The 14,012-nt window shown below is 52.5% G+C and carries 15 protein-coding genes; 10 read left to right on the forward strand and 5 right to left on the reverse strand.

The genetic code is table 11. From position 1 onward, the window contains the following. Window positions 1-4: 4 nt before the first annotated feature. The 4 genes from ACZ5BW_RS05375 to ACZ5BW_RS05390 all read right to left on the reverse strand — a co-directional run bounded on the left by ACZ5BW_RS05375 (window position 5) and on the right by ACZ5BW_RS05390 (window position 2,670). Window positions 5-961: an ADP-ribosylglycohydrolase family protein gene (locus ACZ5BW_RS05375; RefSeq protein ID WP_464543242.1), complete on the reverse strand. Its 957-nt coding sequence runs from the start codon at window positions 959-961 to the stop codon at window positions 5-7. Window positions 962-1,018: 57 nt separating this feature from the next. Further along, window positions 1,019-1,201, reverse strand: coding sequence for a Trm112 family protein (locus ACZ5BW_RS05380; protein WP_464543245.1), 183 nt, complete (start codon window positions 1,199-1,201; stop codon window positions 1,019-1,021). A gap of 340 nt (window positions 1,202-1,541) precedes the next feature. Beyond that, window positions 1,542-1,958: an ExbD/TolR family protein gene (locus tag ACZ5BW_RS05385; RefSeq protein WP_464543247.1), complete on the reverse strand. Its 417-nt coding sequence runs from the start codon at window positions 1,956-1,958 to the stop codon at window positions 1,542-1,544. A 100-nt stretch (window positions 1,959-2,058) separates the two neighbouring features. Then, the gene (locus tag ACZ5BW_RS05390) at window positions 2,059-2,670 is read right to left on the reverse strand and encodes a MotA/TolQ/ExbB proton channel family protein (RefSeq protein ID WP_464543250.1); all 612 of its coding nucleotides are present in this window, start codon (window positions 2,668-2,670) and stop codon (window positions 2,059-2,061) included. A 334-nt stretch (window positions 2,671-3,004) separates the two neighbouring features. Between ACZ5BW_RS05390 and xseA the strand changes: the two genes are divergently transcribed. From xseA to htpX, 5 genes are all read left to right on the forward strand, one after another. Beyond that, window positions 3,005-4,348, forward strand: a complete 1,344-nt coding sequence (gene xseA, locus ACZ5BW_RS05395) for an exodeoxyribonuclease VII large subunit (protein WP_464543253.1) — start codon at window positions 3,005-3,007, stop codon at window positions 4,346-4,348. Between the two features lie 252 nt (window positions 4,349-4,600). Beyond that, window positions 4,601-4,978: a DUF423 domain-containing protein gene (locus tag ACZ5BW_RS05400; RefSeq protein WP_464543255.1), complete on the forward strand. Its 378-nt coding sequence runs from the start codon at window positions 4,601-4,603 to the stop codon at window positions 4,976-4,978. 65 nt (window positions 4,979-5,043) lie between these two features. Continuing rightward, a complete protein-coding gene (locus ACZ5BW_RS05405; RefSeq protein WP_464543257.1) occupies window positions 5,044-6,243 on the forward strand; it encodes a THUMP domain-containing class I SAM-dependent RNA methyltransferase in 1,200 nt (399 codons plus the stop codon). Continuing rightward, complete coding sequence (locus tag ACZ5BW_RS05410; RefSeq protein WP_464543258.1) at window positions 6,236-6,739, forward strand: disulfide bond formation protein B; 504 nt, start codon at window positions 6,236-6,238, stop codon at window positions 6,737-6,739. Before ACZ5BW_RS05405 ends, ACZ5BW_RS05410 begins: the two co-directional genes overlap by 8 nt. A gap of 230 nt (window positions 6,740-6,969) precedes the next feature. Continuing rightward, a complete protein-coding gene (gene htpX / locus ACZ5BW_RS05415) occupies window positions 6,970-7,851 on the forward strand; it encodes a protease HtpX (RefSeq protein ID WP_464543259.1) in 882 nt (293 codons plus the stop codon). A gap of 114 nt (window positions 7,852-7,965) precedes the next feature. On the opposite strand, the gene ACZ5BW_RS05420 is transcribed toward htpX, so the two are convergent. Then, window positions 7,966-8,928, reverse strand: a complete 963-nt coding sequence (locus ACZ5BW_RS05420) for an MlaA family lipoprotein (protein ID WP_464543260.1) — start codon at window positions 8,926-8,928, stop codon at window positions 7,966-7,968. A 182-nt stretch (window positions 8,929-9,110) separates the two neighbouring features. On the opposite strand from ACZ5BW_RS05420, the gene ACZ5BW_RS05425 reads away from it, so the two are divergent. The 5 genes from ACZ5BW_RS05425 to ACZ5BW_RS05445 all read left to right on the forward strand — a co-directional run bounded on the left by ACZ5BW_RS05425 (window position 9,111) and on the right by ACZ5BW_RS05445 (window position 13,738). Continuing rightward, the gene (locus ACZ5BW_RS05425) at window positions 9,111-9,782 is read left to right on the forward strand and encodes a heavy metal response regulator transcription factor (protein WP_464543261.1); all 672 of its coding nucleotides are present in this window, start codon (window positions 9,111-9,113) and stop codon (window positions 9,780-9,782) included. After that, window positions 9,769-11,190 (forward strand): heavy metal sensor histidine kinase, encoded by a 1,422-nt coding sequence (locus ACZ5BW_RS05430; RefSeq protein ID WP_464543262.1) that lies wholly within the window; start codon window positions 9,769-9,771, stop codon window positions 11,188-11,190. Before ACZ5BW_RS05425 ends, ACZ5BW_RS05430 begins: the two co-directional genes overlap by 14 nt. A gap of 191 nt (window positions 11,191-11,381) precedes the next feature. After that, window positions 11,382-11,699 carry a hypothetical protein gene (locus ACZ5BW_RS05435; RefSeq protein ID WP_464543263.1) on the forward strand — a complete coding sequence of 106 codons (318 nt, stop codon included), beginning with the start codon at window positions 11,382-11,384 and terminating at the stop codon, window positions 11,697-11,699. A 292-nt stretch (window positions 11,700-11,991) separates the two neighbouring features. Then, a complete protein-coding gene (locus tag ACZ5BW_RS05440) occupies window positions 11,992-12,300 on the forward strand; it encodes a hypothetical protein (RefSeq protein ID WP_464543264.1) in 309 nt (102 codons plus the stop codon). Between the two features lie 85 nt (window positions 12,301-12,385). Beyond that, window positions 12,386-13,738 (forward strand): sugar-transfer associated ATP-grasp domain-containing protein, encoded by a 1,353-nt coding sequence (locus ACZ5BW_RS05445; RefSeq protein ID WP_464543265.1) that lies wholly within the window; start codon window positions 12,386-12,388, stop codon window positions 13,736-13,738. Window positions 13,739-14,012 lie beyond the last annotated feature (274 nt).

Genomic DNA, 14,012 nt, shown 5'->3' on the forward strand with positions numbered 1-14,012 from the left:
TTTGTCATTGAATGGCTGCGCAGGCGTCCGCAGCCTCCATGAACTTCCGATATCGCGCCAGCCACTGAAACGGAATAGGGAATTCGTAAGTATTCTGTCTTGCCGCATGTATCGCCACGAGGGCGCCCAGCATGATCGACCGGCCGCAGCTGTCTCCCCCTGCGCGTATGTTGGTTTCGACTGCGCTCCGGTAATCGCTCGCAGTTTGCGCAATGTGGAAGACGACAGGCAGCCCTTCCGTGACGTGACAGGCGGGACCGAAGCGTTGAGTTGCACCGATACCATCCGGCTTGGGCATTGAGAGTGCTTCTTCAAGCAGCGGCCGGAGCACGCTGCCTGCAAGCGGCAAAGCATCTGCCAGGGCTTGTGGCATTGACATGCCATGCAAAAGGTTGAATAACGCTGCGGCAGAACATCGCGCGGCGGCGATGGCCGTTTCGTTATTATTTGTTATGCGCACCACTTCATCGACCCGCGGCATGAGCTCATCCAGTGTTCCTGTGTGTGCGGCCACCAGCGGTGGGATCGCTGACAGGGATGGATGCTGGTCGTCGTCCGCGCCGGAGGCCGCCGGAAATTCCGCCGGTTCCAACGGTAACAATGTGCGCAGTGTGAGGCGAGTAGGGGAATCAATATACCCCATGTATTTCCCGCCCGGCCCGAAGCAGGCGCGATATTCGCTCTGATACTCGACCCGGTTGAACCGTCCGTGCTTTGCAAGATGCTTCAGCATCAGCAGGCAAATCTCTCCATAGGAGCTTGACTCGCCGGACGTCTTTTCGCCATGCGCAAAGTATCCCTTTACCCCGGCATAATTTGCCTCCTCCGGTTGCAGAAATACAAGGCCACGCGCTGCTTCGATCTCTGCGATGCGGGCAGAATCATAAATCCAATGCAGCCCCAGGGCGGCGCTATCCGCTACCAGAGCGCCAAGAATCACCTCACTATTCAGACTCTTCATTCTTCACATCCTTTCAGGCTGCCTGAGACCAGAAATCCAATACCGCTGGACATTCTATCAGCTGATCTCTTCCTCCACCGGCAGCCTTCGGGCTTCATCTTCCAGCATGATGGGAATTCCATCCCTGATGGGGAAGGCCAGCCTGTCGGCTTTGCAGATGAGTTCGTTTTCAGGCTTCCGGTACAGCAGCGGCGATTTGCATAACGGGCATACCAGAATGTCGAGCAATTTCGGATCCATAATTCAGCCTCAATTTTAAGGTTTTACCTCAATCAGTTGCTTCCAGTCAGCCGAGCGTTCCATTTTCCAGGCACTCTGCTTTAACAGCTGTTTTCCAGAGACGTTCGATTAGCCAAGTCTTTCGGCTACGCCTCTTGTTTCGTCTCTTCGTTTTCTCAACTTTTTCTCAACCTATTAATTCGGCGAGCAAACAGTACGAACGTCATACCAGCGGAAGCCGCGTTCAAAGCACGCCATTGTTGGCTTGGCTGGATTCCGGGCAAGCCCGGAATGACGAGATTCATAATAATTTTCTGGCCGGATAATAAGGCGAAGCCGAATTTTTCATCGGGCTCCAGTACTATTCCCGATTCTGAGTGGTGAAAGTGATGCGATTGTATCCCGCCATCCGCGCCGCCTCCATCACCGTGATAACCGACTGATGCGTCGCCCTGGCGTCCGCATTGATGACTATCACCGGATCCACGCGGTTCCCTGCCGCAGTTCGCAATTCATCCTGGAACTGGGCAACATTCCGAAACTGGATAGGCGTCCGATTGATCATGTAGTTCCCGGTCGCGCTGATCGAGATATCGATGACATTCGACCGCTCGCCGGATTTTTCGGAGGAGGCTTGCGGCAAAGTGATTTCCAGTTCCGAAAACCGGGAGTAGGTGGTGGTTATCATCAGAAAAATCAGGATGACAAGCAGCACATCGATCATCGGGACCAGATTGATTTCAGGTTCTTCTTTGTGTCTGCCACGCTGAAAATTCATGATCAGGATTCGATGGAATACGGAAGCAGTGGATAAGAGCAGATAAGAGCAGTTTCAGGTGCGCGGGTTATGACGGATCAAGCATGGCTGTTCCCAGTAATCAGCCCTTTCTTTCGCCATGGATGATTTCCACCAGTTTCAATGCCTGCAATTCCATCTCAATTACCAGTTCATCCACCTTCGCACGGAAATACCGATAAAACATGATACTGGGAATGGCGACAAGTATGCCAAAAGCGGCATTATAAAGCGCTACGGAGATGCCATGCGCCAATTGCGCCGGGTTGTTGCCGCTGGCAGGAGTGCTTGCGCCGAATATTTCGATCATGCCGACCAGTGTCCCGAACAGGCCCATCAATGGACTTATGGAACCGATCGTTCCCAGGGTGGTGAGATAGCGTTCCAGCTGATGGGCAACGGCACGACCGGCTTCTTCTATGGATTCTTTCATGACTTCCCGCGTACTGGTGTCATTTTTCAGCGCGGCAGAAAAAATCTGACCGAGGGGAGAATGCTTCTGGAGACGGCCGAGCATCTCGGAAGACACGCCCGCTTCGCGGTACTCACGCACTACCAGAGGCAAGAGATTCCGCGGTGCGACCACGCTGAGGCGCAGCGCCCAGATGCGCTCGCCGATGATGGCTACCGCGACGATGGATGCCAGAATGATCGGCCAGATCGGCCAGCCGGCGGCTTGAATCAACGCGAACACGCAGGAGTCTCCTTGGCAAAAATACAGAAATAGAGCCCGAATCAGAGCGAATCAGGGCTTCAGGAATCGTCTTAATGTAGCGTGCTGCTGTGATTTCAGCAAGAATGAAAGGTTTTTTATTGTCCACAATTGCTGTGGATAAGTTTGTGGGTAATATGCAGATAGAGCTTTTAAGTCGCCCTTCCATAACAACTTTTTCTGATTAGACTAATTTTTGAACTTATCATATATTTATTTAAAAACATGGTGTTACATTATATCCAGATTTCGCGCGGGTTGGCGCTGCATAATATGCTATTTTCCTGACAAGTGTGGATTATTGTAAAATGTCAAGATGAATCACGTTCTGGAAATGGGTTTCGAGCGGACGGTCATGAGCGTGAGCGAATTGAACCGCAACGCCAAGGAGTTGCTGGAGCAGGCTTTTCCATTGTCCTGGGTGGCTGGCGAGATCTCCAATATCAAGTGTTATGGCTCCGGCCACTGGTACTTTTCCCTGAAGGATGAGATTGCCCAGGTGCGCTGTGTCATGTTCCGGGAAAAAAACCAGTACCTGGATTGGCAGCCCCGGGATGGCATGCGGGTGGAAGTGCGTGCGCTGGTAACGCTATATCATGCGCGCGGCGATTTCCAACTGAACATCGAGACTATCCGTCATGCCGGACTCGGTTCGCTGTTTGAAGCTTTCGGGCAACTCAAGGCGAGGCTTGGAAAAGAGGGATTGTTCGATTCCGAGCGCAAGAAATCATTGCCCGGGTTTCCAAAGCAGATCGGGATCATCACGTCTCCTGCCGCCGCCGCGCTGCATGATGTGCTGTCCACCTTGCAGCGGCGCATGCCTTCCATGCCCATAATCGTTTATCCAACACCTGTTCAGGGCGCCGGCGCTTCAATCAAGATCGCAGGCGCCATTCAAGCCGCTGCAAGCCGGGCTGAGTGTGATGTACTGATACTGTGCCGGGGCGGTGGTTCTCTGGAAGATCTGTGGGCTTTCAACGAGGAGGTTGTGGCACGCGCAATTGCGGCTTGTTCCATTCCCATTGTCAGCGGAGTAGGTCACGAAACCGATTTTACCATTGCGGATTTTGTCGCGGATGTCCGGGCGCCCACGCCGACCGGCGCATCACAGCTCGTGTGTCCGGATCGCGCAGAACTGGCGAGACATGGAGAAATTCTTTGTGGACGCATGCATCGCGCGATGCAGCGACGCATAGAAAGCCGGATGCAGCATACCGATATGTTGGGATGCCGCCTGGTACATCCGGGAAAGCGCATCGAAGCGCAACTGGTACAGCTTGCGCGTTTGCGCGAACGCCTGGAAAGCGCATGGCAACGTCATGCGAAAGAACGGTATTGGCGCTTGCGCGAGCTCCAGCAGCGCATGAAGATTGCCAAGCCCGACATCCCACGGCTGGAAGAGCGCCAGCAGGAACTCCGTCTACGCCTTCAGCGGGCGATCGCATCCCGGATTGAAACTCTCGGCATGCACTTGCAACGCCAAGAAGCAAATCTTTCTCATCTGAATCCGGATTCCGTTCTGGCGCGGGGCTACAGTATTGCTTATGCCTCCGATGGCACGGTATTGAGAAGAAATGATCAGGTTGACGTTGGCGATGTCATCCGCGTGACGTTTTCGAAAGGATGGAGCAAGGCGTCCGTGATGGAGAAGGGCGATTAGCAGGAATGCGGCATCCAGGATCGCATTCCTTAACTTTCTGTCGAGTCTGGACATTCAGCCAAGGGTGGTGCAGACTTTGACCGTTGGTGGAATTGTGCCGAATCCACATCGAACTCCCGTTCTTCCGCAGGGGAGAGATAAGTCTTTTCCCGGATAAAGAGATGCTATGGAGATCGTTGCCATTCAATTCCGCTCATATGTTTCTGCCACTGGTCTCTGCCACTGAATCCTATCAGCTCTTTCCACAAAAATATGTCTCCAAAAATCTTTCTCACGCTGGGCGCAGTCAATGCATTTCTCTGTGTCGCTTTGGGCGCGTTCGGTGCACACGGCCTGAAGCAGACGCTCTCCGCTGATATGCTGGCCGTATACCAGACCGGTGTGCAGTATCACTTTTATCATGCGCTCGGCCTTATCGCAGTGGGTCTCGTGCTGTTTCAGTTTCCCGCCTCCAGATGGGTGATGTTATCCGGATGGCTGATGCTTGCGGGAATCGTTCTGTTTTCTGCCAGTCTTTATGCGCTGAGCCTCACGGGTATACGCGGACTTGGCGTCATCACTCCATTTGGCGGTGTGTCATTCCTCACAGCATGGGCCTTGCTTGCCTACGGCTCGTGGGCAGCGAGATAAAACCATTTCTGGGAGTATCGGAGGGGTTCCTCTGATATCGTGACCCGCCTGCATTCTGTCATCCTGTGACGCTTCATCATTTTTTTGCTCCTTGTCCCCGTGGCGTGGAATCCGCGCTCGTTGCCGAGTTGGAGCGCCTCGGTGCATCTGCCATAAATCGTCAGGACGGGGGCGTGGAATTTCAGGGGGACTGGGATACCTGCTACCGAACCAACCTGGAAAGCCGTATTGCCAGCCGCGTTCTCTGGCGCGTTGCCAGCGAACCTTACGCTACCGAAATTGACGTATATAAAGTTGCGCGCCAGTTGCCCTGGCACGATTGGTTCGCTCCGGCGCTTACAATCAAGGTCAACGTGGCTGCTATCAAGTGTCCGTTGCAGAGCCTGGATTTCGTTACGCTCAAGATCAAGGATGGGGTCTGCGACAGATTCCGCGAAGTTGTCGGCAACCGGCCAAGTGTCGATACCGCACAACCGGACATCCGGATTCACGGCTTTCTCGATGCCCGCAGGATTTCCTTGTATCTGGATACCTCGGGTGATGCGTTATTCAAGCGCAGCCTTCGAAAGAGTACCGGCGAGGCTCCGCTACGGGAAAATCTTGCCGCAGGAATTTTATCGCTGGCAGACTGGCGCCCAGGGATTCCACTGCTTGATCCTATGTGCGGGAGCGGAACCTTTCTGCTCGAAGCGGCACAAATTGCACTGAATATACCCCCAGGGCTGGAACGGGGTTTTGCTTTCGAAAAGCTCAGGATATTTGACAAAAAACGATGGGAACAGATCAGAAAGGCGGCAATTGCAAGGCAAAAGACGAAATCGCAGCAACCGATATACGGCAGCGATTTGTATGGCAGTGCGATTGCTGTTGCCCAAGCCAATCTATCCGCTGCCGGGCTTTCTGAAGCAGTTACTCTCAAGCAGGCGAACGTGCTGGAACTGTCCGCGCCGGCGTCCTCCGGCTTTCTTGTCACCAACCCGCCCTACGGCGTAAGGTTGGGGGAGCAGAACCAGCTCATGGAGTTTTATCCGAAACTCGGAGACGTGCTCAAGAAGAAATTCAGTGGATGGAACGCCTACATACTGACTGCTGATCCACAGCTTCCCAAGCTCATACGTTTGACGGCCTCGCGCCGTATTCCGCTCTTCAACGGTGCACTGGAGTGCCGCTTACTGGAATATAAAATTGTATCGGGCGGGATGCGCAAAACGAAGAAAACCGCCATCGGTGAGCCAGGGCGGGTAACAGGAGTCGGGCATGAGTAACCCCATGGCGCCGGTACGAAGCATATTGCTGGCGATATTTCTGGGTTGCGCGGCCCTGATCAGCTACGCGCTTTATCTGCAACTCATGGAAAATCTTTTGCCATGCCCGCTTTGTGTCGTGCAGCGCATTGCCTACTGGTTGACAGGCTTAACCGCGCTGGCTGGTTTTTTTCATATTCCGGGAACAACAGGTCGCCGCATCTATGCCGGCCTGATGACAGTCTTTGCGTTCACCGGCGGGTTGGTTGCCTTGCGTCAGGCCTGGCTCATCCGCTACCCGGAGGCATTCGAATGCGGTATCAGCCCTGAAGAAGAGTTTCTGAACGCGCTGCCGCTGGCACGATGGTGGCCCGTCATGTTCGAGGCAAATGGCGATTGCGCCGATGTCACGTGGAAATTTGCTTCCCTTACTCTTCCGGATTGGTCGGCAATTTTTTTCATGATCCTTGTCGCTCTCTCGATTTATGTCCTGCTCATCCGCGAGAATCAGCGCTAGTGATACACTAACAGACAGCCACCCTGGACCCCTTCGTCCACCGTTCGCCCTGCCCCTCTCCTGAGTCTCTTAGAGAGGCTCAGGAGAGGGTCGTTGAAGAGGGACTGAGTCGATCAGGGTAGACCAAGAATATTGCGAGGAGCACGGTTCTACCTACAGCGTCTCCTTGAAAAATTGAACTCCCATCCCTATATATGATCCATCTTTGACACAAGGAAACGGAACTGCCCATGAAGCGAATTTTTCTATTTGTAGTTACCAACCTGGCCATCTTGCTGGTGCTGAGCATCACGCTACGCTTGTTGGGCGTTGATCGCATGCTTGATGAGCAGGGTGTGGGCATCAATTACAATTCATTGCTTGTCATGGCGGCAGTGATCGGTTTTGGCGGTTCGCTGATTTCGCTTGCCATGTCCAAGTGGACTGCGAAACGCATGACGGGCGCAGTCGTGATCGAGCAGCCTTCCGATCCGACCGAGCGCTGGCTGGTGGAAACTGTCCGGCGCCAGGCTGAGCGCGTTGGTATCGGTATGCCGGAAGTGGCGATCTACGATGCCCCAGACATGAATGCCTTTGCTACCGGCATGAACCGCAACGAGGCATTGGTGGCGGTAAGTACCGGCTTGCTTCAGGCCATGACAAAAGATGAAATCGAGGGGGTGCTGGCACATGAAATAAGTCATGTTGCCAACGGCGATATGGTGACGCTTGCGCTGATTCAGGGTGTCGTCAATACCTTCGTGATTTTTTTATCAAGAGTCATCGGCCATTTTGTGGATAGGGTCGTATTCAGAACCGAGCGGGAGTACGGTCCCGCCTTCATGGTTACCACGCTGATCGCTCAAATGGTACTTGGGATATTGGCAAGCATCATCGTGATGTGGTTCAGCCGGCAGCGCGAATTTCGCGCAGACGCGGGTGGAGCGCAGTTGGCCGGACGCAACAAAATGATCGCAGCGCTTGAACGCCTGCAACGCCGGCACGAGCCCTCCCAGTTGCCGGAGCGGTTGGAAGCATTCGGTATTTCTGGAGGCGAAGGGGGTCTCAGAACCCTGTTCATGTCTCATCCGCCACTTGAAGTGCGTATTGCAGCGCTTCGCGCGATGACCTGATCAGCCATGAAATAAAAAGGGCGGGAGCATAGACATGCTTCCGCCCTTTTTGCGTCCCGTCAGAATTGACGCATCAGGTTTGACAGGCTTTTACTTTCTTGTTCCTTGCGCAGTTCAAATTTCTTCTTCATCTTCCGTATCCTTCGGCGGATTCCCGTCATGCACCAGATTCTGCCGTCTCTGGAGGTAGGCATCGCGGATAAACTCGTATTTATCGAGCGAAGCTTCTTCGAGAGTTTTCTCGGATTTGAGCAATCCGGCGCGCATGTCTGTAACCTTGGTCGAGCCCACTATCGGGCCTATAAAGGGTGCCACGAAGAAGCTGCCCACAAAAACAGGGTCGGTCACGGTGTCGATGACGCGTCCGCCTGCGTCCCGCGCCGAACTTGGTCCGAGGAAGGGCAATACGACATAAGGCCCGCTTGCGACTCCATAATAGCCCAAGGTTTGCCCAAAATCTTCATCGTGCTTTTCAAATCCAATGCCGCTCGCCAGATCCACGATCCCGGCTAGGCCTAAAGTGCTATTCACTACGAACCGAGTGCTACTGGTGAGCGCGTTACTGAATTTGAGCTGCAGAAGGTTATTCAGGGTGATCGGTATGTCACCGAGGTTGGAGAACACATTTCCCACCGCTGTTTCGAGGGGGTCCGGCATTATCCATCTATAACCCTTTGCGACCGGCCTCATTACATAGTCATCAACCGATTCATTGAATGAAAATATCTTGCGGTTGACGGATTCCCACGGGTCTTTTTTACTGTAGGGCGGGTAAGTGGCAGGCGGAGCCGCATTTTTGAATACGGGTCCCTCAATCGCTTCTGTTTGCCTGTTGTCATCAACAGAAGCGGTTTTGGCGGTCGAAGCATTCTTCTCTTCAGGAGTGCTTCCATCAGCCGCACTGTCCTTAGCCAAGACCCAACTGTTAAGGAGAGATCCAAGAAGTAACGGTAATAATAGAGGAGAAGGTTTGACAGAGCGTGCCATAATCAAGGTAAATCCTGAAGTTGACAGTGAATGTTTTTTCGCCATTATATGGCTAATTTCAAGCAAGAAAACACTTTTTTTCTCGCTCAATCCTGCGGCTTTTTCTGGTATGTTCCTGCTTCTCCGCTTTACGGCGCAATTTTCGTGATCTTAAGGCTGTCTTCTCCACTCTTTCTCCGGCCTGGCGGAAGAGCAACCGAGCCAAAGGTCGGGTAAATTCGTTTGGGGCGTATTGGGCAGACCGAAAAGCACCTGTGTTCGACCACAATATTATGCGTATCCTGATTATCGAAGATGAGGACAAGACCGTTTCCTTTCTCAAAAAGGGATTAACCGAATCGAGTTATATTGTCGATGCCTCGATGAATGGCGATGAGGGACTGCTTCTGGCTCTCGACATCGATTATGATTTGATCATCCTGGATGTAATGCTGCCCGGCCGCAATGGCTGGTCCATTCTCTCGACGCTGCGCCAGGCGGGAAAAGAGATGCCAGTGCTTTTCCTCACCGCCAGGGATATGGTGCAAGACCGAGTCAGGGGGCTGGAGCTCGGGGCAGATGACTATCTGATCAAGCCTTTCGCATTTTCAGAATTGCTGGCCAGAGTTCGCCTGCTGTTGCGGCGTACTCCCCAAAGACATCATGAAACCCTGCAAATTGCCGATCTGGAGATTGAATTTGCCCGCCAGAAGGCCGCCCGCGGCGGCAATCGCCTCGATCTGACATCCAAGGAATTCGCGCTTCTATCACTGCTCATGCGGCGCGCGGGAGAGGTTCTATCCCGGACCTTGATCGCGGAGCAAGTCTGGGATATCAATTTCGACAGCGATACCAACGTCATTGATGTGGCGATACGCCGGCTACGCAGCAAGATAGATGATCCATTCGAAAAAAAACTGATCCATACAGTGCGCGGCGTAGGATACGTGTTTGAAGATCGATAGCCTGCGGTGGATTGCATCCACCTCCAATCATTCACGCTGGTCGATCACCAGGCAATTGACCTGGCTTTATGCGTTATCGGCCTCCATCATGCTCATCTTCGCTTCAGGATTCCTTTATTGGATTCTCATTACGACACTGGAAAAAGAAGATGAGCAGTTTTTCGACAGACGGATCAAGTTTCTCGAGCGCCTCTTGCGGGCAGATGATCGGGAAGCCCTGGAACGTGAAATCTCCCAGGAAAATGTCGGATTTACCAACTCTCAGTATAGTACCTACAGCCGTATTCTTAATGAATCCGGGATCACTCTTCATGAGACTCCCGGAATGGATCAAGAGACTCCCTCCGCTGTATTTCCCGACTCGCGAGAATCGAAAGGCAAGATAAAGAAATGGCATTCTGCTGACAATAAAACCTATTTGCTGATTGCCACCCGGATAGGAAGCGATGGTTTCGGCTGGCAAATCCAGATGGCACTGGATGAGACAGACGAAGAGGTGCTAATCAGCCGATACGAGCGCTATTTGGCCGGTGTGCTGTTAACCGGCATTCTGGTGTCCGCAGCCATTGGAGCCATCATCGCGCGGCGCGGCATGAAGCCCCTGGCAGATATTACCGGAGTTGCTGAACGCATCACGGCAAGCCAACTGCACGAGCGCATCGATGTCGTGCCGTGGCCTCAGGAACTGGTATCGCTGGCACGCGCATTCGATGCGATGCTTGATCGGCTGGAAGATTCGTTTGATCGCCTTTTTCAGTTTTCGGCTGATCTGGCGCATGAACTGCGCACCCCGATCAACAACCTGCGGGGAGAAGCCGAAGTGGCGCTTTCCAGGCCCCGGGAGGCTCATGAATACCGCGAGATACTTGCGTCGAGTCTTGAGGAATACGATCGCCTGTCGCGCATGATGGACAGCTTGCTATTCTTGGCCAGGGCTGATAATGCGCAGGCCATGGTTACCCGCAGCCGGATCGATGTACGCACGGAAGTCACGAAAGTCATCAATTTTTACGAAGCATTGGCTGCGGAACAGAAGGTTAGAGTAACATGCATGGGCGATGGGACGATGGATGCTGATCCGATTCTTTTTCGAAGAATCATCAGTAACCTGCTTTCAAATGCCTTGCATTACACTCCAAGTGGTGGAGAAGTTACCTTTTCCATCCAATGTGTCGACGGCGGGATTGAGGTTGTCTGCTGCGACAGTGGAGCAGGAATTGCGCAGGAACATTTATCGAAAATATTTGATCGCTTTTATCGGGTCAATCCTTCTCGTAATACCAAAAAAGAAGGCGCAGGGCTCGGATTGGCTATCGTAAAATCTATCGTCGGTCTTCATAGCGGCAAGATCGGTGTACAAAGCACTATTGGCCAAGGCACTTCCATACGGCTTTTCATTCCAACATAACGTATGTCATAGCCTTCGGTAATCCCGCTGTAATCAGGCTTGTCCACAGGGGATTTTGCATCATCAATCCCTGCCGTCTTTAACCCTCAGACGTTTTCTGAACATTACAGATTTGTAATGCCGTCGACATCATTTCGTCAGGATTTCCTTTTTATAATCTCCGCCGATGGCTCCTTGAACACGGAAACCCAATGGAGGAAGTCGAAGTGACATTGTTGTCCATCAAAGCACTGCTAGGTGCTGCCGTGGTAAAAGAGCTGTTGGATGAAATTACCATTGATGAGGTAGCGCATGTGGGGCAGCGCAGAAATTTTATCGGGCCGATAGGTATGAAAATATCGAAAGGATTGCTTGAGCCGTTTTATAGGCTGTTTTTTAATGATATTCCTGAAATCAGGCAGTTGCTCAATGTCAACCGGATGATCAAGGACAGTATTACCTTTGATTTTAATCAATTGCCTGCACATATAATTCAGCGCAGTTGGGTTCCCTCATACTGCAAAGCCTGAAAACAGTAGTGGCAAGATGCAGGAACTTGAAGATTGTAAAGAGGTAAAAATTCATGAACAAAAATGAGCTTGAATTTTTAATGGAGGTATGATGCAAGGCACTCTTTATTTTCTCAATAGATACAATTCACGAATTTAATCGATCCTTTAACCTTCTGATTTAGATCAGCTGTCATGAAGGACGAGGGTCAGTACTGATTCAAATTCAAATCTTCGAATTCTTCAGTGGGTTTATTGGCGACAAGAATACCGACTCGTGCTGTTAGCCTTATTTGGATACAGAGAGCCAACAATGATGAACACGGATCATAAATTGCAGACGGTTGCGGCTACACGTGCCAAGGCTCCTTTCAGAGAAGCGAAGATTGGCGCTATCGAGACCTCAATTCACTTGTATGAGATAATTGCGCCTGCCGGGGAAGAAGCACATCTGGTCGGCGTACCAACGTTGATCACGGCACTAGATGCAAGCTTTGGAAAGGAAAGAAGGGGAATGTCAAGCTCGAGATATGTTTCTCAAGAGCAACTTAAACGGAACATCTCCAAGGTTTTATCCCGCAAGGACTGTGCGGCAGATTTTCGTGCTGATCTGACTGCATGAGCTTCAAGATCCTACTTTTGCTCTGGCACCCGAAGCGAGGCAGCCGATTACCGCAACGCATTATGGAGGGCGGTGAAAATCGCCAGTGACTTTGATTATTGACAGAATAACCCGGGATTTGAGCGGTGCGGCATGGATCTTCGACCGGTTGCCGAATGACGGTTCGCCAGCAATGTATATCCACCGCTGCATTCAGCGCGAGGTCTGGAGCAAGGAGGCACTCGGCGATCGGATCATCATGCGCGTGGCGCTGCCGTTCGTGCCGTTCATACTTGCTGTGCTGGTAGCGGTTTTCACAGCGATTAATGGTCGCGCTATCAAGAAGCGGACGGGGAAAGGGTTGATCCGGCAGATCCGGGAGCAGATCGGGCTTGCGATACGCTTTGCGATTCTACCCCCATGGTATTACATCTTCGAACTGCATGACGATGACAAGAGACTGCATGCAGGGGAGTATCTGAACCGGCTTGAGACGAAAGGGGGGCTCTATCGCTTCCTGCGCGATAACAACGGTGGTCTCCCTATTCCCACGGAACGCAGCACCGGCTCCATAAAGGATAAGGCGCACTTCCGGGCCCGCTGCCGCGAGCATGGGATCACAACTGCCCCCGTTTTTTTTAATGTGGCGCAGAAAAAGATTACGGCGGTTGATTGGGGTTTGCCGGAACTACCGGCACTGCCCGAATTACCCGAGCGCGATCTCTTCATAAAGCCGGTGCACGGTCAGGGCGGGAAAAAGGCCACGCGCTGGGATTATCTCGGTTCAGGGCAATTCCGGCGCAATGACGGCGAGGTTGCTACCGGAAGGCAAGTGTTGGAGCGGCTGCGGCACGCATCGCGGCATGGGGCTTTCCTGGTACAGCCGCGGCTCGTGAATCACCGTGAGATTGCCGATCTGGCCAATGGAACACTTTCCACCGTTCGCGTGATGACATGCCGTAACGAAAAGGGGGAGTTCGAAGTGACCAATGCGGCTTTTCGCATGGCGCGAAGCAAGCTGGTCGTCGTCGATAACTTTCACGCTGGAGGTATTGCAGCCAATGTCGACATTTCCACCGGTACGCTGGGAAGGGGCACGCGCGGGGCCTGGGGAGCTACAGCCGACGGATGGTATGAGCAACATTCAGAAACCGGGGCGCAGATCCTGGGTCGCAAGCTGCCGTGCTGGTTTGAGTTGGTCGAGTTGGTGCGATATGCGCATGGCGCCGCGTTTTCCGACCAGGTTGTCATTGGATGGGATGTTGCTCTGCTCGACAGTGGTCCGTGCATCATGGAAGCCAACAAGGCGCCCGATCTGGACATTATCCAGCGGGTGGAAGGCATGCCTCTGGGCAATCAGCGACTGGGAAAACTTCTGGCATTCAATCTGATGCGTACCGTCGAGGCGCAGCATGCACTTGCAGACGGCGCTCGAAAGAGTACCTTATCGGCCCTCTAACATTACAGATTTGTAATCCTTACGACATCGTTATGTCAGAATCCCCTCCTTATACTTTTGATGGCTATTAAAAACACCGATAACCGATATCGGACGTAGGCATTGGAATCGGAATTGTAATGGAAGGAGTTATGTAACGGTGTCCCGAGCTTTGAAGCAGTTTGACTTCTTGAATGCGCTGATCGCTATCTCATGCGATTAGATTTTTCTGCTTGAGAAGATCGAGTATATATGCCTGAAAATAGCTTGGCCGAGACCTAATTCTTGGCTTGAC

Source organism: Nitrosospira sp. TNL300 (assembly GCF_055385915.1).